19 protein-coding genes are annotated in these 17,853 nt (G+C 70.8%); 14 read left to right on the forward strand and 5 right to left on the reverse strand.

Annotation, left to right across the window (positions count from 1 at the left end):
• Positions 1 to 5: 5 nt before the first annotated feature.
• The 3 genes from ACZ60M_RS11830 to ptsP are packed head-to-tail and all read left to right on the forward strand — an operon-like array spanning position 6 to position 3,425.
• Complete coding sequence (locus ACZ60M_RS11830) at positions 6 to 1,472, forward strand: PTS fructose transporter subunit IIC (protein ID WP_465417258.1); 1,467 nt, start codon at positions 6 to 8, stop codon at positions 1,470 to 1,472.
• An 18-nt stretch (positions 1,473 to 1,490) separates the two neighbouring features.
• Positions 1,491 to 1,760: an HPr family phosphocarrier protein gene (locus ACZ60M_RS11835; protein WP_465417260.1), complete on the forward strand. Its 270-nt coding sequence runs from the start codon at positions 1,491 to 1,493 to the stop codon at positions 1,758 to 1,760.
• Between the two features lie 9 nt (positions 1,761 to 1,769).
• Positions 1,770 to 3,425 (forward strand): phosphoenolpyruvate--protein phosphotransferase, encoded by a 1,656-nt coding sequence (gene ptsP, locus ACZ60M_RS11840; protein WP_465417262.1) that lies wholly within the window; start codon positions 1,770 to 1,772, stop codon positions 3,423 to 3,425.
• A gap of 29 nt (positions 3,426 to 3,454) precedes the next feature.
• On the opposite strand, the gene ACZ60M_RS11845 is transcribed toward ptsP, so the two are convergent.
• Entirely contained in the window at positions 3,455 to 3,643 is a 189-nt protein-coding gene (locus ACZ60M_RS11845; RefSeq protein ID WP_465417264.1) for a hypothetical protein, read from the reverse strand.
• Here ACZ60M_RS11845 and ACZ60M_RS11850 point away from each other — a divergent pair.
• From ACZ60M_RS11850 to ACZ60M_RS11875, 6 genes are all read left to right on the forward strand, one after another.
• Positions 3,642 to 4,847 (forward strand): ROK family transcriptional regulator, encoded by a 1,206-nt coding sequence (locus tag ACZ60M_RS11850; RefSeq protein ID WP_465417266.1) that lies wholly within the window; start codon positions 3,642 to 3,644, stop codon positions 4,845 to 4,847. The genes ACZ60M_RS11845 and ACZ60M_RS11850 overlap by 2 nt on opposite strands.
• 287 nt (positions 4,848 to 5,134) lie before the next feature.
• Positions 5,135 to 6,433: an ABC transporter substrate-binding protein gene (locus ACZ60M_RS11855; RefSeq protein ID WP_465417268.1), complete on the forward strand. Its 1,299-nt coding sequence runs from the start codon at positions 5,135 to 5,137 to the stop codon at positions 6,431 to 6,433.
• Positions 6,434 to 6,446: 13 nt separating this feature from the next.
• The gene (locus ACZ60M_RS11860) at positions 6,447 to 7,415 is read left to right on the forward strand and encodes a carbohydrate ABC transporter permease (RefSeq protein ID WP_465417270.1); all 969 of its coding nucleotides are present in this window, start codon (positions 6,447 to 6,449) and stop codon (positions 7,413 to 7,415) included.
• Between the two features lie 3 nt (positions 7,416 to 7,418).
• Complete coding sequence (locus ACZ60M_RS11865) at positions 7,419 to 8,288, forward strand: carbohydrate ABC transporter permease (RefSeq protein ID WP_465417272.1); 870 nt, start codon at positions 7,419 to 7,421, stop codon at positions 8,286 to 8,288.
• Between the two features lie 148 nt (positions 8,289 to 8,436).
• Positions 8,437 to 8,823 carry a DUF4234 domain-containing protein gene (locus ACZ60M_RS11870; protein ID WP_465417274.1) on the forward strand — a complete coding sequence of 129 codons (387 nt, stop codon included), beginning with the start codon at positions 8,437 to 8,439 and terminating at the stop codon, positions 8,821 to 8,823.
• A gap of 143 nt (positions 8,824 to 8,966) precedes the next feature.
• On the forward strand, positions 8,967 to 9,482 hold the full coding sequence (locus ACZ60M_RS11875) for an adenine phosphoribosyltransferase (protein WP_465417275.1): 516 nt from the start codon (positions 8,967 to 8,969) through the stop codon (positions 9,480 to 9,482).
• A gap of 72 nt (positions 9,483 to 9,554) precedes the next feature.
• On the opposite strand, the gene ACZ60M_RS11880 is transcribed toward ACZ60M_RS11875, so the two are convergent.
• Together ACZ60M_RS11880 and ACZ60M_RS11885 are read right to left on the reverse strand one after the other, a co-directional pair.
• Entirely contained in the window at positions 9,555 to 10,154 is a 600-nt protein-coding gene (locus ACZ60M_RS11880) for a bifunctional 4-hydroxy-2-oxoglutarate aldolase/2-dehydro-3-deoxy-phosphogluconate aldolase (protein ID WP_465417277.1), read from the reverse strand.
• Positions 10,151 to 11,065, reverse strand: a complete 915-nt coding sequence (locus ACZ60M_RS11885) for a sugar kinase (RefSeq protein WP_465417278.1) — start codon at positions 11,063 to 11,065, stop codon at positions 10,151 to 10,153. Before ACZ60M_RS11885 ends, ACZ60M_RS11880 begins: the two co-directional genes overlap by 4 nt.
• Positions 11,066 to 11,240: 175 nt before the next feature.
• Here ACZ60M_RS11885 and ACZ60M_RS11890 point away from each other — a divergent pair, with 175 nt between their 5' ends.
• From ACZ60M_RS11890 to ACZ60M_RS11900, 3 genes are all read left to right on the forward strand, one after another.
• Positions 11,241 to 11,651, forward strand: coding sequence for a hypothetical protein (locus tag ACZ60M_RS11890; protein ID WP_465417279.1), 411 nt, complete (start codon positions 11,241 to 11,243; stop codon positions 11,649 to 11,651).
• Between the two features lie 456 nt (positions 11,652 to 12,107).
• On the forward strand, positions 12,108 to 14,012 hold the full coding sequence (locus ACZ60M_RS11895) for a DEAD/DEAH box helicase (protein ID WP_465417281.1): 1,905 nt from the start codon (positions 12,108 to 12,110) through the stop codon (positions 14,010 to 14,012).
• Positions 14,009 to 14,581 carry an SWIM zinc finger family protein gene (locus tag ACZ60M_RS11900; protein WP_465417283.1) on the forward strand — a complete coding sequence of 191 codons (573 nt, stop codon included), beginning with the start codon at positions 14,009 to 14,011 and terminating at the stop codon, positions 14,579 to 14,581. Before ACZ60M_RS11895 ends, ACZ60M_RS11900 begins: the two co-directional genes overlap by 4 nt.
• Before the next feature lie 65 nt (positions 14,582 to 14,646).
• Here ACZ60M_RS11900 and ACZ60M_RS11905 read toward each other — a convergent pair whose 3' ends face one another.
• Together ACZ60M_RS11905 and ACZ60M_RS11910 are read right to left on the reverse strand one after the other, a co-directional pair.
• Positions 14,647 to 15,486, reverse strand: a complete 840-nt coding sequence (locus ACZ60M_RS11905; protein ID WP_465417285.1) for a hypothetical protein — start codon at positions 15,484 to 15,486, stop codon at positions 14,647 to 14,649.
• A gap of 130 nt (positions 15,487 to 15,616) precedes the next feature.
• Complete coding sequence (locus ACZ60M_RS11910; protein ID WP_465417287.1) at positions 15,617 to 16,267, reverse strand: HAD-IA family hydrolase; 651 nt, start codon at positions 16,265 to 16,267, stop codon at positions 15,617 to 15,619.
• Positions 16,268 to 16,420: 153 nt separating this feature from the next.
• Between ACZ60M_RS11910 and ACZ60M_RS11915 the strand changes: the two genes are divergently transcribed.
• Both ACZ60M_RS11915 and ACZ60M_RS11920 read left to right on the forward strand, forming a co-directional pair.
• Positions 16,421 to 16,954, forward strand: coding sequence for a GNAT family N-acetyltransferase (locus tag ACZ60M_RS11915; RefSeq protein ID WP_465417289.1), 534 nt, complete (start codon positions 16,421 to 16,423; stop codon positions 16,952 to 16,954).
• A 31-nt stretch (positions 16,955 to 16,985) separates the two neighbouring features.
• Complete coding sequence (locus tag ACZ60M_RS11920) at positions 16,986 to 17,753, forward strand: class I SAM-dependent methyltransferase (protein ID WP_465417290.1); 768 nt, start codon at positions 16,986 to 16,988, stop codon at positions 17,751 to 17,753.
• Positions 17,754 to 17,853: the final 100 nt, after the last annotated feature.

Raw genomic sequence — 17,853 nt, forward strand, 5'->3', positions numbered from 1 at the left:
GAACAATGAAGCTCGTAGCCGTAACCTCCTGCCCCACCGGCATCGCCCACACGTACATGGCCGCCGAAGCCCTCGAACAGGCCGCGATCGCGGCCGGGCACGAGATCCACGTCGAGACCCAGGGCGCCGCGGGCGCCGAGGCGCTCGACCCCGCCGTCATCGCCGCAGCCGACGCGGTCATCTTCGCCGCCGATGTGGACGTGCGCGAGAAGGACCGTTTCGCGGGGAAGCCGATCGTCTCCGCGGGCGTCAAGCGCGGCATCAACCACGCCGCCGAGATGGTCGAAGAGGCCGTCGAGAAAGCGAAGGCCGCGCCTGTCTCCGCGGCGGCAGCGGCGGTGCCCGCCGCCCCGGCCGGACCCAAGCTCGGCCCCGGCGCGAAGCTGCGCCTGTGGCTCATGACCGGCGTGTCCTACATGCTGCCGTTCGTCGCCGCGGGCGGTATCCTCATCGCCCTCGCGTTCCTCATCGGCGGAGCCGAGATCGCCAACGTCGTCAACGGCGGCACCTTCGAAGGCGTCACCTACGAGGCCATCACCGACCCGACCCTGATCCTCAACGAGGCCGGGATCGCGGGCCTCATGTTCTACATCGGCGGGCTCGCGTTCTCGATGCTCGTGCCGATCCTCGCCGGGTTCATCGCCTTCGGCATGGCCGACCGCATGGGCATCGCGCCCGGCGTCGTCGGCGGCATCATCGCCGTCGCTGTCGGCGCCGGCTTCCTCGGCGGCCTCGCCGCGGGCCTCCTCGCGGGCGCGGTCGTCATGGCGCTCAAGCTCATCAAGGCCAACCAAGCATTCCAGGGCATCATGCGGATCGTCGTGATCCCGCTCGTGAGCGTCTTCGCAGTCGGCTTCGTCATGCTCGTCGTCGTCGGCAAGCCCATCGCCGAAGCCCAGGCCTGGCTCACCGACTGGCTCGCCGGGCTCTCCGGCGTCAACGCGATCCTGCTCGGCCTGCTGCTCGGCGCGATGATGGGCTTCGACCTCGGCGGACCCGTCAACAAGGTCGCCTACCTGTTCGGCGTCGGCGCCCTCGCCAGCGGCGACTACACCGTCATGGCCGCCGTGATGGCCGCGGGCATGGTCCCGCCGCTGGGCCTCGCCCTCGCCACCGTGGTGCGCGGCAGGCTGTTCACGCAGGCCGAACGCCAGTCCGGCAAGGCCGCGTGGCTCCTCGGCGCCTCCTTCATCACCGAAGGCGCGATCCCGTTCGCCGCCGCCGACCCGCTGCGCGTCATCCCGTCCACCGTGGTCGGCGGGGCCGTCGCCGGTGCGGTCTCGATGGCCTTCGAGGCCACGCTCCGCGCCCCGCACGGCGGCATCTGGGTGCTCCCGCTCATCGGCAACCCGGCCGGGTTCATCGTCGCGCTCCTCGCCGGTACCGCCGCGACCTGCGTGTGCGCCATCGCCCTCAAGACCGTCTGGCAGTCCAAGGCCGTCGCCGACGACGCCGCCATGCCCGTCATCTGATCGAGGAAGGAACCGAGAATGTACGAACGCCGCGTCACCATCGCCTCCACTGTGGGCCTCCACGCCCGCCCGGCCAAGCTGTTCGCGAAGCTCGCCGCCGAGCAGCCCGCGAAGGTCGCCATCGCCAAGGAAGGGCAGGAGCCGGTCGACGCCCGCTCGCTCCTCATGCTCCTCACCCTGGACGCCAAGGGCGGCGACGAGGTCGTCCTCACCGCCGAAGGCGACGGCGCGGAGGCCTCGCTCGACGCGCTCGCCGCCGAACTCGAGACCAACCGCGACGCACCGTAAGGAACCGCTGTGACCGCTGAGATGACCGGCATCGGCGTCAGCCCGGGCGCCGCGCACGCACCCGTCGCCCGCCTCGCGCCCGTGCCCGCGCCGCCCGCCGACACCGGACCCGAGCCCGACCCGGCCGCCGCGCTCGCCCGGGCCCGGACCGCCCTCGAAGCGGTCGCGGCCGACCTCGATGAACGCGCCGAGGCCGCCACCGGGACCACCGCCGACATCCTCGACGCCCAGTCGATGATGCCCCGCGACCCCGCCCTCGCCGACCAGGTCGAGAAGGCGCTCGCGAACGGCCGGTCCACATTGCATGCGGTCATCGACGCGTACGGGTTCTTCCGGTCGGCGCTCGAAGCCGCCGGGGGCTACCTGGCCGAGCGCGCCGCCGACCTCGACGACCTCCGCGACCGGACGGTGGCGGTCCTGATGGGCGTACCGATGCCCGGCCTGCCCGACCCCGGCCACCCGTTCGTCCTGGTGGCCAAGGACCTCGCGCCCGCCGACACCGCCGCGCTCGACCCGGCCGTCGTGGTCGCGATCGTCACCGAGCAGGGCGGGCCGACCAGCCACACGGCGATCCTCGCGAAGTCCATGGGGATACCGGCGGTCGTCGCCTGCCCGGCCGCCGCCGCGCTCCACGACGGCACCGAGGTTCTGGTCGACGGCGGCACGGGCCTCATCGTGCCCGAACCCGAACCCGCCCTGGTGCAGCGCGTGCTCGACGCCGAGGCGCAGCGCACGGCCGCGCTGGCGGCCAGCCGCGGCCCCGGCCGGACCGCCGACGGGCACGCCGTGCAGCTCCTGGTGAACCTCGGCTCGCAGGCGGACCTCGCGGCGGCCGCCGCGGTCGACAGCGAGGGCGTGGGCCTGTTCCGCACCGAGTTCCTGTTCCTCGACCGCGAGACCGCGCCCACTGTGGATGAGCAGGTCGAGGCGTACGGGCAGGTGTTCGCGGCGTTCTCCGGCCGGAAGGTCGTGGTGCGCACCCTCGACGCGGGGGCCGACAAGCCGCTCGCGTTCGTCGACCACGGCGAGGAGCCGAACCCGGCGCTCGGCGTGCGCGGCATCCGCTTGGCCCGCACCGAGACCGGTGGGTCTCTTCTAGACGATCAGCTCACCGCGATCGCCGCCGCAGCCGCCAGGCACGCGGCCGACGTGTGGGTCATGGCCCCGATGGTCGCGACCCCGGGCGAGGCCGCCGCGTTCGCGCACCGGTGCCGCGCGCACGGGCTTCCCACGGCGGGCACCATGATCGAGGTCCCGGCGGCGGCGCTGCGCGCCTCTCGGGTCCTCGAAGGCTGCGACTTCGCGAGCCTGGGCACCAACGACCTCGGTCAGTACACCCTCGCCGCCGACCGCATGAACGGCACGCTCGCCGAACTGCTCGACCCGTGGCAGCCCGCGCTCCTCGACCTGGTGAGCCTCGCCGCTGAAGCCGGGCGCGAAGCCGAGAAGCCCGTGGGGGTGTGCGGCGAGGCCGCGAGCGACCCGCTGCTGGCGTGCGTCCTCGTCGGGCTCGGCGTCACCAGCCTGTCCATGGCGCCCGGCGCCGTCGCGGCCGTGCGTGCCGAACTGTCCACGCGTACGCTCGCCGACTGCGCGGGCATGGCCGCCGAAGCGCTCCACGCCAACGACGCCGCCGAGGCCCGCCGGGCGGTCGCTGGCTACTGAACGGCAGGTAGCGCGTGACATGTGACGCGCTACTGCCGTACTGCCCGGTTTTCAGCCGCCGACAGCAAATACGTGACATGTGATGTATTACTGCCGATGGGAAGGAACCGAACCGCTCCGAACGGCGCGCCTTCGTAAGGCTCGCCGGTTCGGTTGATTTCGGACCCTTCATCTAACCCATTTACAAAGGCGGCATTCGCGCCGTACCATGCAACCATGAAGTCCACCTCGCGCGACATCCGCCTCCGCAACTGCTTCGCAGTGCTGCGGCACCTGATCGCGGACGCCCCCACCTCCCGCCAGATCCTCGCCCGCGAGACCGACCTCAGCGTCGCCACCGTCTCCAACCTGGTGACCGACCTGATCGAACTCGGCGTCGTCGTCGAAGTGGGCCGCGAGGACTCCGGCGGCGGCAGGCCCCGCGCCCTGCTCGCGCCCAACGCCGGCGGCGGCGTCATGATCGGCGTCGACGTTGCCGAGACCTACGTCTACCTCGAGGTCTACGACCTCACCCTCGCCGTCGTCGACCGCGTCGAAGAGCGCATGGAACCCAGCGAGAACGCCCCCGAACAGGTCATAGGCCACATCGTCTCCGCCATGGACCAGATCCGCGAACGCCTCGGCGACCGCGCCATCCTCGGCCTCGGCGTCAGCCTCCCCGGCCAGGTCGACGTCACCTGGGGCGTCTCCGGCTTCGCCCCCAACTGGAACTGGCACGACGTGCCCTTCCGCCAGCTCCTCGCCGACCGGCTCCAGCTCGACGTCCCCATCTACCTCGACAACCCCCTCAAGACCATAACCGTCGGCGAACTCTGGTTCGGCGAGGGCCGCGGCGTCGACCGCCTCGCCGTCCTCATCCTCGGCACCGGCGTCGGCGCGGGCCTGGCCTTCGGCGGCCAGCTCTACCGCGGCGCCACCAACTCCGCGGGGGAGTGGGGCCACACCACCATCAACCCCGCCGGACCCCAATGCCGCTGCGGCGCAAAAGGTTGCATCGAGGCCTACGTCGGCGCGCCCGCGATCCTCTGGCACTGGGGCCAGCTCGACGGCCGCGCCAACACCGGCTCGCAGACCGAGGCGATGGCCGCCCTCGCCGCCGCTTGGGAAGCGGGCGAGGCGACCGCCGTGCGCACCGTCGAGACCGTCGCCGAATACCTCGCCGCGGGCGTCGCGAACCTCCTCAACCTCTTCAACCCCGACCTCGTGGTCTTCGACGGCTGGGTCACCAGCGCCCTCGGCGACGCCCTCGTCCCCGAGTTCGAGCGCCGCCTCGCCGACCACGCCATGGAGGCGCCCCTCAAGGCCGCCCGCCTCAAGCGCAACGGCCAGGACCGCAACATGGTCGCCCTCGGTGCGGCCGCGCTGGCCCTCGAAGGGCACCTGAACCGCCTGAACACGGTCGGGTCCCGCACCCGCCGCTGACGCGGCCGCCCCGTCCAAGACCTCGCCGAAAGCCCCAGCCGCACCGTCCGGCTCGGGGCTCTTCGCGCTGTGCGCTGCGAAAACTCCAGCATCTCCCGGAGCGATCGCTCCCACCGTTTCGAGCGCAAATCGTTATCCGAGCCCTTACTCCAACCCATTGACAAAGTGAGTGGCGCTCGCAACACTGGGAGGCGAATTGACGGATGTCGAAACTCCGCTGCGGCGTCGATCAGACCCGGGGTCGCACGGGAGCCCTTCCGACCTCTCAACGTAGCGAGGAGCTAGTCATGGTTGCCTTCCAGCGCAACAACCCTTCCCAGCAAACGCTCGCCAAGCTGGCGATGAACCGCCGCCGGATGCTCGCGCTCGGCGGGCTCGCCGCCGGAACCGGCGCGCTCGCCGCCTGCGGCGGCAACACCGGCCGCGGCTCCAGCGAGGGCGTCAACCTCTCGCAGTGGTACCACCAGTACGGCGAGACCGGCACCCAGCAGGCCGCCGAGAAGTACGCCGCCGCGTACAAGGACGCCACCGTCGCCATCAACTGGATTCCCGGCGACTACGACACCGCGCTCTCCTCCGGCCTCCTGGCCGAGAAGGAAGGCGACTACCCCGACGTCTTCGAGGGCCACCTCAACCGGGCCATGGTCGAGAGCGGGCAGGTCGTGCCCCTCGACGACATCCTCGCCGACGTCCTCGACGACTACACGGCGGACGACTTGGCGCGCAACACGATCGACGGCAAGATCTACGGCGTCCGCATGATCGACGACCCGCAGTTCCTCTACTACCGGCCGTCCCTCCTGGAGGCGGAGGGCATCACGCCCCCGGCGACCTTCGAGGAGCTCACGGCCGCCGCCGCCGCGCTCACCACCGGCGACGTCAAGGGCCTGTTCCTCGGCAACGACGACTCGGCGACCAAGCTGTTCCAGCCCATCGTCTTCTCGGCCGGGGAGACCCTGCTGACCGACGCCAACGAGATCGGCTTCACCAAGGAGACCGTCCTCGCCGGGGCCGCCCAGGTCAAGGCGCTCCACGACTCCTCCTCGCTGCTCGTCGGCGCGCCGACCGAGGCGTGGGACCCGTCCTCGATCATCCAGGGCCTCTGCGCCATCCAGTGGTGCGGGCTGTGGGCGCTGCCCCAGATCATCGAGGCCCACGGCGACGACATCGCCGTGATCCCCTTCCCCGCCTTCGGCGGCGGCACCCCCACGGTCTTCAACGGCGGCTGGGACACGTTCGTCAACGCCAAGTCCGCGAACGTCGAGGAGGCGAAGGCGTTCGTCAAGTGGCTGTGGGTCGACCACGAGGAGTTCATCCTCGACTGGAACACCTCCTACGGCTTCCACATCCCGCCGCGCCTGTCGATGCGCGGCAGCGCCGAGAAGCTCACCTCCGGCCCCGCGGCCGAGGCCGTGCGGATCTCCGAGGAGTACGGCTGGGCCGAGAACCCGAACTGGACGCCCAAGATGGAGACCGCGGTCGACGACATGATGAACCACATCGTCCTCGAAGGGGCCGACCCCGACGCCGAGTTCGAGACCGCCGCCGCCACCATCCAGGGCGAGCTCGACTCGATCTTCGGCTAGAAGGGCCAGCATCGTGGCAGTCTCCGCAGCGACCGCCGCGGACGCGAAGGCGGGACCCGGGGAGCGCGCTCCCCGGGTCCGCCGAGGCGGACGCTGGCGGACCTCCCTCACCTTCTGGTGCTTCGTCGCGCCGTTCCTGATCGGGCTCCTGGTCTTCACGATCATCCCGGTCGCCTGGAGCGCCTACCTGTCGTTCTTCGACGCGACGAACACCGTCAGCCCCACGCCCGACGACTTCGTCGGGTTCGGCAACTACGCCGCCATGCTCACCGACCCGGCCTTCCAGGACAGCCTCGTCACCTTCACGGTGTTCGCGGCGTTCATCGTGCCGGTCACGTTCGCGTGCTCGCTCGGCCTGGCGCTCATGCTCAACCGGGTGCGCGTCATGCGCGCGTTCTTCCGCTCGGTGTTCTTCCTGCCCTTCGCCTGCTCCTATGTGGTCGCGGCCCTGGTGTGGAAGATGTCGATCTTCAACGGCGTGCGGTTCGGCCTGGCCAACACCGTCCTCGACCTCTTCGGGGTCGAGGAGGTCGCCTGGCTCTTCCGGCCCGACCCGCCGTGGTTCTGGCTCGTCATCGTCTCGCTGCGGCTGTGGATCCAGGTCGGCTTCTACATGATCCTGTTCATCGCCGCGCTCCAGCAGATTCCGCAGCACCTCTACGAGGCCGCCTATGTGGACGGTGCGAAGCCCGGGCCGCAGACGTTCTGGCACATCACGCTGCCGCAGCTGCGCGCCACGTCCGTCGCCGTCCTCATGCTCATCCTGATCGCCGCCTACCAGGCGTTCGACGAGTTCCTGCTCCTGGTGGGCACGATGCCCTCGGCCCGGCCGCCGCTGGTGTACCTGTACCAGACCTCGCTGGGCATGCAGCAGGAGCTGGGCACCGGCTCGGCGGGCGCGCTCATCCTGGCGCTCCTGATCGCGCTCGTGACCCTCCTGCAGGGCAAGTTCCTCGGCTTCGGCAACTCGGAAGATCGGTGAGCCATGACCATTGAGACCAAGCGCCCCGCGGGCCGCAAGCGGGGCTTCGGCTCCAGGGGCGGGGGCACGGTGAACTTCCTCGCGCTCAGCGTCCTGGCCGTGCTGTTCCTCATCCCGTTCTACCTGATCCTGCGCAACGCCCTGTCGACGGACGCCGAGATCACCGCGCCCGGCTGGATGTGGTTCCCCGTCGCGCCGGCCTGGGAGAACATCGAGAAGCTGTTCTCCGACCCGTCGGTGCCGATGGCCCGCGCGCTGCTGAACTCGGCGCTGGTGGCGACCCTGACGACGCTCGGCACGCTGTTCCTCTGCGCCACAGCCGGGTACGGGCTCGCCCGCATCCCCTACCGCCACGCGAACAAGGTGTTCTACGTCGTCCTGGCGACGCTGATGATCCCCGGCGCGATCACGTTCGTGCCGAGCTTCGTGATGGTCTCCAGCCTCGGCTGGATCTCGGACCTGCGGGGCCTGATCATCCCGACGCTCTTCAACGGGTTCGTGGCGTTCCTGTGCCGCCAGTACTTCCTGAGCTTCCCCCGGGAGCTGGAGGAGGCGGCCCGGGTCGACGGGCTCGGGTACTGGGGTTCGTTCTGGCGCATCGTGATCCCCAACTCCGGGAACTTCCTGGCCGCGATCGCCGTCATCACCTTCGTCGGCTCCTGGAACTCGTTCCTGTGGCCCTTGGTGATCGGGCGGTCGCCGGAGTCGTGGACGGTGCAGGTGGCGCTGTCGACGTTCCTGACGGCGCAGACCGTGAGCCTCTCGCAGCTGTTCCTCGCCGCGCTCGTCGCGATGCTGCCCTTGCTGTTCGTCTTCCTGTTCCTGCAGCGGTTCCTGGTGCAGGGAGTGGCGCAAACCGGACTAAAGGGCTGACGGCAAGGGTCGCCCTCGTTCCTAACACGACAATCGCAACTGCTAATGTGAGCTGCACTTCGGTCAGCGAGCCCAACCGGCTGCGGGTCCCGCCCGCAGCCGTGCGCTTCGACCGCGCCCGTCCCCTTTGTACAAGGAGTCATCCCCAGTGGAAGAACTGAAGATCCGGTCCCCGTTCGGCGTGTGGATCCTCACCCTCGTCAGCTTCGGCATCTACGGCCTGTTCTGGTACGCCAAGACCGCCACCCAGATCAAGGCCGTCAACCCGAACAACCCCGGAAACGTCAGCGGCTCCAGCCTCGTGGTGTGGATGCTGTTCGGCTTCATCACGCTGTACATCGTGCCGATCATCAACTGGTTCAAGCTGTGCGCCTCGATCAAGGCCGAGCAGCAGGCCGCCGGTCTGGCCCCGACCTTCAACACCGGCGTGGCCACCCTGCTGTGCTTCGTCGCCGGCACCAACCTCTGTTACATCCAGGCCCAGCAGAACCTCGTGGTAAACGCCGTCCAGGCGCGCCAGGGCGTCCCCGCCTAAGACGCCCTTCCTGACGTTGCACAACGCGGAGGCGAAGCCCCCGGCCGGAATCGGCCGGGGGCTTCGCGGTACGTGACGCGTGATATGCCACTGTGCCGCCGCAGCGGCACCCGCGCGCCCCGGGACCGGCTAACCTTGCCGCTGTGGATCTGACCGAATACGTGCCCGTCGTCCCCGACTTCCCCGAGCCGGGGGTCGGCTTCCGCGACATCACGCCCCTGCTCGCCGCCCCGGCCGCCTTCCGCGTCTCGGTCGACCGGCTCCTGGAGGCCTGCGCGGCCCACCCGTACGACGCGATCGCCGCGTTCGACGCCCGGGGCTTCCTCTGGGCCGCCCCGCTCGCCGACCGCACCGGCACCCCGCTCATCCCGATCCGCAAGGCCGGGAAGCTCCCGCGCGCCGCCGCCGTCGAGTCCTACCGCGGCGAGTACGCCGAAGTCCGCGTCGAGATGCACGCCGACGCCGTCCGCGCAGGCGACCGCGTCCTCCTCGTCGACGACGTCATCGCCACCGGCGAGTCCATGGCCGCAGGCGTGCGCCTCGTCGAAGGCCTCGGCGGCAGCGTCGCCGCCTGCGCCGCGCTCCTGGAGATCGCCTCCCTCTCCGGCCGCGACCGCCTCGACGGCTACCCGGTGGTCTCCCTCCTCGGCAAGCTCTAAGCCCGCCGACAACGACCAATGGCGCGTGACATGTCACATGTCACGCGCCATCGTCCTATACGGAAGGGCCGCTCAGCCCACGAGCTTCGCCAGGTTCGCCGGATCGGCCAGCGCCGAACCCATGCCGATGACCGACGCCCCGGCCCGCAGGTACCGGTCGATCTCGTCGGGCCCGACCCCGCCGGTCGCCACGAACTTCATCTCCGGGAACGGCCCGTGCATCGCCTTGAACCAGTCCGGGCCGAGCGTCGAGGCCGGGAAGACCTTCACCCACGTGCAGCCCAGGTCCCGCGCGAGACCGACCTCGCTGGCCGTCGCCACACCCGGCAGGTGCGGCAGCCCGGCCGCGTGCGAGGCCTCCAGCACCGCCGGGTTCAGGCCCGGCGCGATCGTGTAGGCCGCGCCCGCCGCGGCCGCCCGCTCCACATGGCCGGCCGAGACCACGGTGCCCGCGCCGACCGCGCGCCCGCCGGGGGCCGCCGCCTTCACCGCCGCGGCCAGCGCCTCCTCCTGGCCGGGCTTCCCGATCGGGACCTCGACCAGGTCGAAACCGGCCTCCCACACCCGCTCGGAGAGCTGCACGGTCTCCTCGGCGGGCAGGCCCCGCCAGATCGCCATGACGCGCTGCCCGGCGAAGAGATGGTCGAAGTACTCGCCTTGATCAAAGGTCACTGGTCCTCCAGGATGGCTCGGACGGTCTCGGCTGGCGGCGGGGGCGCGAGGTCCCCGACGGTCTGGAGGGCCCCGGCCGCGAGCCGGTGGCCCAGCCGCATCGACGCCTCCAGCGAGGCGCCCTGCAAGCGGCCGTAAAGGAACCCGGCGGCGAACGCGTCCCCCGCGCCGACCGGCTCGACCACCTCGACCGGCTCGGCGGGGGAGTACCGGCTCTCGCCGCCCTCGAACGCGGTGACGCCCTTCCCGCCGTCCTTGACGACGAGCACGCCCGCGCCCGGCAGGAGCGCGCGCACGTCCTCGGCGGTGCCCGCGCCCCACAGCGTCTGGGCCTCGTCGAGCCCGACGAACGCGATGTCGGCGGCGTCGGCCAGGCGCCTGAGCGCCGGCCCGGCCTCGCTCACCGGCCACAGCGCGGGCCGGTAGTTCACGTCGAAGCTCACCAGCGCGGGCGCGAGCGCGCGTTCCACGAGGAGTTCGTCGACGAGCGCGGCGCACGAGTCCGACAGGACCGGGGTGATGCCCGAGAGGTGCAGCAGGCGCGGCGCCGCGACGCCGTCGAGGTACCCCGGGCCCATGGCCGAGGCCGCTGAGCCGCGCCGGTAGTAGTGGACGCGGGTGCCTTCGGGCCCGGGGTCCTTGAAGTAGACGCCTGTGGGCCGGTCGGGGTCGGTGCGGACGTGGCGGCAGTCGACGCCCGCTTCGTCGAGGACGTCGCGGACGCGCTGGCCGAGCGGGTCGTCGCCGAGCCTGCCGCACCAGGCGGCGTCGGCGCCGAGCCGGGCGAGGGCGACGGCGACGTTGGATTCGGCTCCGGCGACGCCCATGTGGAGGTCGGCGGCGCCGCGGAGGGGTTCGGCGGCGGCGGGGGCGAGGACGATCATCGATTCGCCCAGGCACAGGACGTCCATGCGGCTCCGTTCGTGTCCGCGCGTGCGGGGTCGGTGAGAGGTGCCTTCAGCCTACCGATTGGAAAACGCATACCTCACCGGGGCGGGCGCCGCCCGCGCCGCGGGTCGCGTCCCGCGTCCGACGCCCTTGCCCGCGTAGACTGTGTGACACAGGCCTCTCACCTTGGAGCCGGACATGACCGACCTGCGTCTGGTGAAGCTCTTCGCGTGGACGATCGGGGTGCTCATCCTGTTGTGGATGCTCGCCGAGTGCCTCGGCGGAGCGGACAGGACCGACCCCGGCTACCAGGACCTCGACCGCGACACCCAGCAGTTCGCCGCCGACTGCGAGAACGCGTGGCAGGCCCTCGACCTGGCCGTCAACGCCGAGCCCGGCAGCGTGGACGGCGTGCTCGACCAGCTCGACGCGATCGGCACCGAGATCGAGGACCCCAACCTCAAGGCCCTCACGGCGGGCTTCGCGCTCCGGGCCCAGGAGCTCGTCGCCGACGCGCCCCCGGACGATCCTGGAGCCCTCGAGGACGCCCAGGCGGCGTTCCGAGAGGACGCCGCGCTCGATCTGGCGATGCGCTGCCCCCTGCGCTGAGCCCGTCCGCAACCTGGACACCGGTATTGACAGTGTTCGAAATTACCGCTAACTTCTACACGTTTCCACCTCCTTCCTGCCGAAGGAGGTCGAGTGGACCTCAATGTGGAGGGACGCGGCACGGCGCGCGAGCGTCCGGCCCGTCGCGGCCTCCGCGCGGACTTTGCTCTGGGGTTGACGGGGCGGGACCGCCCGAAGGCGCCCGGGCCGCGTGATCGCGGCCCAGGGCGGCTCAGATCGGTCCCGCCCCGTTCCCTTACCTCCGGCCGGGCGCGCCGATAGGCCGGTCCGCGTCAGCGCAAGCGTTCGTCTGCATGCGCACACCCCCGATCCGCCGGGTAACCCTCGAGCTGCGGTTTCACCGGTTCCCAGGCGTCGCCCCGGGACCGCGCGTTTGGGTTCGGGGCCGCGCTTGTGGCAAAATGGCACGTCTGCCGTTGACCCGTAGGAGCCTCGTTGCCACCCAGCGAATTGCACGCCACCTTCCTGCCCGACCACGCCTCCCCGGCCGACGGGCGGCTGCTCTTCTTCGGCGGCGAGCACCCGGGGGCCGCGGTGGCCGAGCTCGGGCTCCCGCCCGGGGACCTGGTGGACGCCGAGCTGTACCTCGAAGGCGAGCTCTACGAGGTCGAGGGCGTGGCCATGCCGGTGCGGCCGGTCCTTCCCGCGCTGACGCGGATCGCCTCCCGCCCGGACATCACCGAGTCGGTCGCGATCTGGGCGCGCATCGCGAACGCGGTCGACGACGACAAGTTCGACGACCTCGACCGCATCGCCGGGGAACTGCCTGCCGAAGGCCACGCCGTGCCGCACTCCGAAGGGCACGTGTGGACCGCGAAGGCCCTCGTCGGCGCGTTCGTCGAGTCCTTCACCGAGCTGCTGCGCTCCGACTCCGGGCTCAACCTGCGGCTCATCACCGCCCAGCACTCCGACCCCGGCGAGGTCCGCGTCAACGCCGACCTGCGCAAATACCAGTCCCACGGCATCGCCTGGCTCGAGGCCGCGGCCGAAGGCGGCGCGGGCGTCATCCTCGCCGACGACATGGGCCTGGGCAAGACCCTCCAGTCGATCGGGCTGCTGGTGCGCCGCGCCGGGAACGCCCCGCACCTCGTGGTCTGCCCGACCTCGCTGGTCGGCAACTGGCAGCGGGAGATCGCCCGCTTCGCGTCCCAGCTGAGCGTCCACCTCCACCACGGCCCGGCCCGCACGAAGGACCGCGCGCCGCTCACCGAGGCCGACGTCGTCGTCACCTCGTACTCGATCGCGTTGCGCGACATCAAGCTGCTGCGCCAGATCGCGTTCGACACCATCGTCATCGACGAGGCCCAGGCCATCAAGAACCACCGCTCCCGCACGGCCGGGGCCGTCCGCGACCTCACCGGCCGCGTCCGGGTCGCCCTCACCGGCACGCCCGTCGAGAACCACCTCTCCGAGCTGTGGTCGATCTCCGAGTTCGTCAACCCCGGCCTCCTCGGCGGCCAGACCGACTTCAAACGCCGCTTCGCCGACCCCATCGAGATCGGCCGCGACCCCGTCTCGGCCGCCACCCTGCGCGCCCGCATCGACCCGGTCGTGCTGCGCCGCATGAAAGAGGACGTCGCCGCCGACCTGCCGCCGAAGATCGAGGCGGTCGTCGCCTGCACCATGACCGACGAGCAGGCCGGGCTGTACAAGGAGGCCATCCGCGAGGCCTTCGACGAGGGCCTCGGGGACGGCATCACCCGCCGCGGCCGCGTCCTCAAGCTCCTGACCCGCCTCAAGCAGATCTGCAACCACCCCGCCCAGTACGTCGGGGTCGGCGACGGCGGGCTCGCCGAACGCTCCGGGAAGCTCGACCGGGTCACCGAGATGCTCGCCGAAGTCGTCGACGAAGGCGACAAGACCCTCATCTTCACCCAGTACCGGCAGATGGGGGAGCTCCTGTCCCGCCACCTCCACGCCGAACTCGGCGTCGCCGCGCCGTTCCTGCACGGCGGCCTCGACCAGCCCGCCCGCGACCGGCTCGTCGACGAGTTCCAGACCGGCGAGGGCCCCGCGATCCTCCTGGTGTCCCTCCGCGCGGGCGGCACCGGCCTCAACCTCACCGGCGCCTCCCACGTCGTCCACTACGACCGCTGGTGGAACCCGGCCGTCGAGGACCAGGCCACCGACCGGGCGCACCGCATCGGCCAGACCCGCACCGTGCACGTCCACAAGCTCGTCACCGCCGGGTCCCTCGAAGAACGCGTCGACGAGCTCCTGCAGCGCAAACGCGCCATCGCCGACGCCGTCGTCGGCAACGGCGAGGACTGGCTTGGCGACCTCGACGACTCCCAGCTGCGCAAGCTCATCGAACTCGACGACGCCGGAGGCCACCTGTGAGCGACCCGTACGGACGGACCTGGTGGGGCCGCAAATGGTGGCGCGCCCTCGAGACCATCGGCCTGAACTACCCCGACCAGCGCATCGTCAAGGGCCGCGCCCTCGCCGGGCACGGCGCCGTCACCGGCATGTCGATCGACCCGGGCGTCGTCTCGGGCCGCGTCGCCGACACCACCGGCACCTTCGACACCGAGATCCGCATCCCCGTCTACAACGCGTCCGCCTGGGCCGCCGGGATGACCGCGCTGTCCCTCTCGCCCTCGTGCGTGGCCGGACTGCTCGCCGGGCGGCTGCCCAAGCGGATCGACGACGTGCTCGCCGAGACCGGGATGCGCCTGCTGCCCAAGAAGTTCGTCACCGAGGACCACAACCGCATCACCGCCAGCTGCCCGTGCGCCGACGCCCGCGAGGTGTGCGCCCACATCATGGCGCTCGCCCTCGTCAGCGCCGCCAAGATGGACGACGACCCGTGGCTCGTCCTCCTCCTGCGCGGCGGCCCCACCCGCGACCTCGCCGGACGCCTGCGCGCGGCCCGGCTCGCCAGCATGGACGCCGCCCAGCCCGTCTAGGCCCGGAAACGCCGAAGCCGGTCCGCGAACGCGGACCGGCTTTCGACGTGGAGTCGCGGGGAGCGTCAGCTGCCAGCCAGCTTGAACCGCTCGGCGATCCAACTGTCGAGCTGAGGCAGGTCGGTACAGGACTCGATCACATCGCGCCGTTCAGCACTCACCGGGCCCTCGGCCTCGAGCATCATGAGGAGCGTCGCCCGGGCGTGCTTGAGCGCGCCCTTGTCGAGAAGCGTCTCGGTGTACTCGGAGTGGTACAGACGGGATTCGGTCTTCATGAGTGCCTCCAGCAATGTCGCGGGCTCCTTGGCCAGGGTCGTCAGCAGATACTTCGCATAATCGGCGGCTCTACCTGGCTCGATGGTACCGAGCCATTGGTCGAGTGTCGAGATGAACAGCGGGTTCGGGATGTCCTTGGGCTGCTTCCGCAGGACCGCGCACGCTACCGCCGCCGCGGCGCTCGGCGGCCTGTCGTCCGAGCCGAGCTCGGGGAAATCGGAGGGACCTGCCGTCAGGACCGCAGCGGTGCTGCCGGGGCCGATCTCGATACCGCGGCGGAACCGCCTCGCCAGCGAGTTGTTGCGGCACACCATGAGCAGCACGACCGGGAGGCGGTGATCCTCGAACGCGCGGGCCATATACCCCGGGAGACGGAAGTACTTGTCCTCGCTCCATTCGTTCTGCACCTCGCAGATGACGATCGCCTCGGACCCGTCGGCGAACTTGAGCTGGACGACCCCGTCGGCCCGGCGCTCAGTCGGCCCGGCGGAGCCGACCGCGCCCGAACGCGTCTCCGCGCTCACGCACCGGGCACCCTGCGGTCCTCCTGCGAGACCCAGCATCCAGGGCACCGAAGCAGGCTCGTCCTGGATCAGCTTCACGAGGATCTCGTGGAACTCTCCTGGCATTGATTCCTCTTTCCAGATCGGGGAAGTCACCCGAAAGAACGAGGAACGAACCGGACGGACACGGCACTGTCGGATAGCTGACAGTAAGCGCGGGAAGGGAACCGCGGAGCCAGCCGCAACCAGGCAGGAGTCAGGCCAAAGTCACCTGCATGCCGGAACCGTTGGGCGACACCGAGACCGCGAGCATGTCGGAAATACGCGGCAGCCCCTCCGCCTCCTCGCCCTTGTAGTCGCCCACCACCACAGCGGCCGCGCCCGCGGCCCTCGCCGACGCCAGACCCGCAGGCGCGTCCTCGAACACCACCGCGTCCACCGCGTCGAACCCGAGCGCCTTGGCCGCCAGCATGTACGGCTGCGGATGCGGCTTCCCCTTCGTCACATCGTCCGCCGCCACCAGGATCTTCGGCAGCGGAATCCCCACGGCCGCAAGCCGACGCACCGTCAGCGCCCGCGTCGCCGACGTCACCACCGCCCACCGGTCCCGGTCCAGGCCGCCCAGCAGCGCCGCCGCCCCCGGAATCTCGCTGATCCCGTCCGTCCGGTCGATCTCCTCCGCCTCGATCCGGTCGGTCTCCGCGACCACGTCCACACCGTGCGGCGCGAACTCCGCGACCACCTCGATCGTCGGACGTCCGTGCGCCACCGCCAGAATCGCCGAAGCCTCCAGGCCGTGCCGCTCCGCGAACCGCCCCCACGCCCGCTCCACCGACGCCGTCGAATCGACCAGCGTCCCGTCCATGTCGAACAGCAGCACCGAAGCCGTCAGCACCGAATCGCCCATGCGTACCCTCCTCGAGTCAATGGACCGTCACGCTACCAACGGAACATGACGGCCACGCTAACTCTCACGAAGGATTCGAACATCGCGCCGTGAGCCCGCCACCGCCCCGGATAACGGTTGCGCGAAACCGGTCCCTCACCTAGCGTCGACACCGTGCCCGAATTGATCCTCCCCACTGCGCGCCTCGGCCCCTCGTACGCCGAGGGCGTCCGCGAGTTCATCGCCGAAGGCCGCGGCGGGCCCTCAGACCGCTCCCTCCTCGGCGACCTCCTCCGCGAGACCGGCCACCCCGACGGCACCGACCAGTGGACCGAACGCGCCCTCGACTTCGAGCGCCGCCTCGCCACCGACCCGCCCGCCTGGTTCGTCCCCTCCACCACCTACTGGTGGGCCGAAGGCGACACCTACCTCGGCCGCATCAACCTCCGCCACCGCCTCAACCAGAACCTCAGCGAGATCGGCGGCCACATCGGCTACGACGTCCGGCCCACCGCCCGCAGGCGCGGCCACGCCACCGCCATGCTCGCCGCCGTCCTGCCCTACGCTGCCGCACTCGGCGTCGACAAGGCCCTCGTCACCTGCGACGCCGAGAACACCGGCTCCCGCAAGGCCATCGAAGCCAACGGCGGGGTACTCGAAGACCAGCGCGACGGGAAACTCCGGTACTGGGTGCCCACCGCGACATAGCAACGCAAGCTGACACAGGCTGGGGGACAAGGTGGGACTCAAACGCGTCGACTACGACCGCACACAGCACGCCGGATACGCCAAGGGCCGCAGGCTCCTCCCGTCGAGCCGCCGCACCTGGCTCCGGGCCTTCCGCGAACACGCCGGGAACCGCCGCATCGGCACGGTCCTCGACGTCGGCTCCGGGACCGGACGGTTCACGCCCGCGCTGGCCGACGAGTTCGGGGCCGATGTGATCGGCGTCGAGCCCTCGGCACGGATGCGGGAGGTCGCGCATGTCGAGTCCTCGCACCCGCTCGTCTCGTACGTGCCGGGCCACGCGGCGGACCTGCCGCTCGACGACGCGAGCGCCGACCTGGCGCTGATGTTCCTCGTCTGGCACCACGTTCCCGACCGGCCCGCTGCGGCACGGGAGCTGGCGCGGGTCCTCACGCCCGGGTCGCGGCTGCTCATGGCGACCACGCTCTCGGACCGGCTCAAGGACCTGCTGCTCTACCGGTACTTCCCGCGCACGCGCGACATCGACGCCGAGGTGTTCCCCTCTTCCGAGGAGACTGTCGAGGTGTTCGCCGGGGCCGGGTTCGCGTATGCCGGGCTCACCGAGGTCCACCACCGCTCCGCCGACAGCCTCGCCGAGTACGCGGGCCGGCAGCGGATGCGGGCCCTGTCGGTGTACGAGCACCTCACCGACGAGGAGTACCGGGACGGACTCGCTGCGCTTGAAGGCGACGCCGGCGCCGAGACCACGCCGCGCCCGGTGGAGTCCGAATGCGACCTCCTGGCCTTCACCCGCCGCTGAACGGCCGCAAGCGGTCTACGGCACAGGTAACGCGTGACATGTGACATGGCACAGTCGTCTCGACTGATACGGCCCTTCGGCTAATGCCGCATGACATGTG

This window comes from Glycomyces sp. NPDC050141 (assembly GCF_055586545.1).

Excerpts from the sequence above, each read along its gene's own strand:
- ACZ60M_RS11830 (WP_465417258.1), top strand. The coding sequence starts at position 6 with ATGAAGCTCGTAGCCGTAACCTCCTGCCCCACCGGCATCGCCCACACG.
- ACZ60M_RS11835 (WP_465417260.1), top strand. The coding sequence starts at position 1,491 with ATGTACGAACGCCGCGTCACCATCGCCTCCACTGTGGGCCTCCACGCC.
- ACZ60M_RS11850 (WP_465417266.1), top strand. The coding sequence starts at position 3,642 with ATGAAGTCCACCTCGCGCGACATCCGCCTCCGCAACTGCTTCGCAGTG.
- ACZ60M_RS11845 (WP_465417264.1), bottom strand. The coding sequence starts at position 3,643 with ATGGTTGCATGGTACGGCGCGAATGCCGCCTTTGTAAATGGGTTAGAT.
- ACZ60M_RS11855 (WP_465417268.1), top strand. The coding sequence starts at position 5,135 with ATGGTTGCCTTCCAGCGCAACAACCCTTCCCAGCAAACGCTCGCCAAG.
- ACZ60M_RS11865 (WP_465417272.1), top strand. The coding sequence starts at position 7,419 with ATGACCATTGAGACCAAGCGCCCCGCGGGCCGCAAGCGGGGCTTCGGC.
- ACZ60M_RS11885 (WP_465417278.1), bottom strand. The coding sequence starts at position 11,065 with ATGGACGTCCTGTGCCTGGGCGAATCGATGATCGTCCTCGCCCCCGCC.
- ACZ60M_RS11890 (WP_465417279.1), top strand. The coding sequence starts at position 11,241 with ATGACCGACCTGCGTCTGGTGAAGCTCTTCGCGTGGACGATCGGGGTG.
- ACZ60M_RS11905 (WP_465417285.1), bottom strand. The coding sequence starts at position 15,486 with ATGCCAGGAGAGTTCCACGAGATCCTCGTGAAGCTGATCCAGGACGAG.
- ACZ60M_RS11910 (WP_465417287.1), bottom strand. The coding sequence starts at position 16,267 with ATGGGCGATTCGGTGCTGACGGCTTCGGTGCTGCTGTTCGACATGGAC.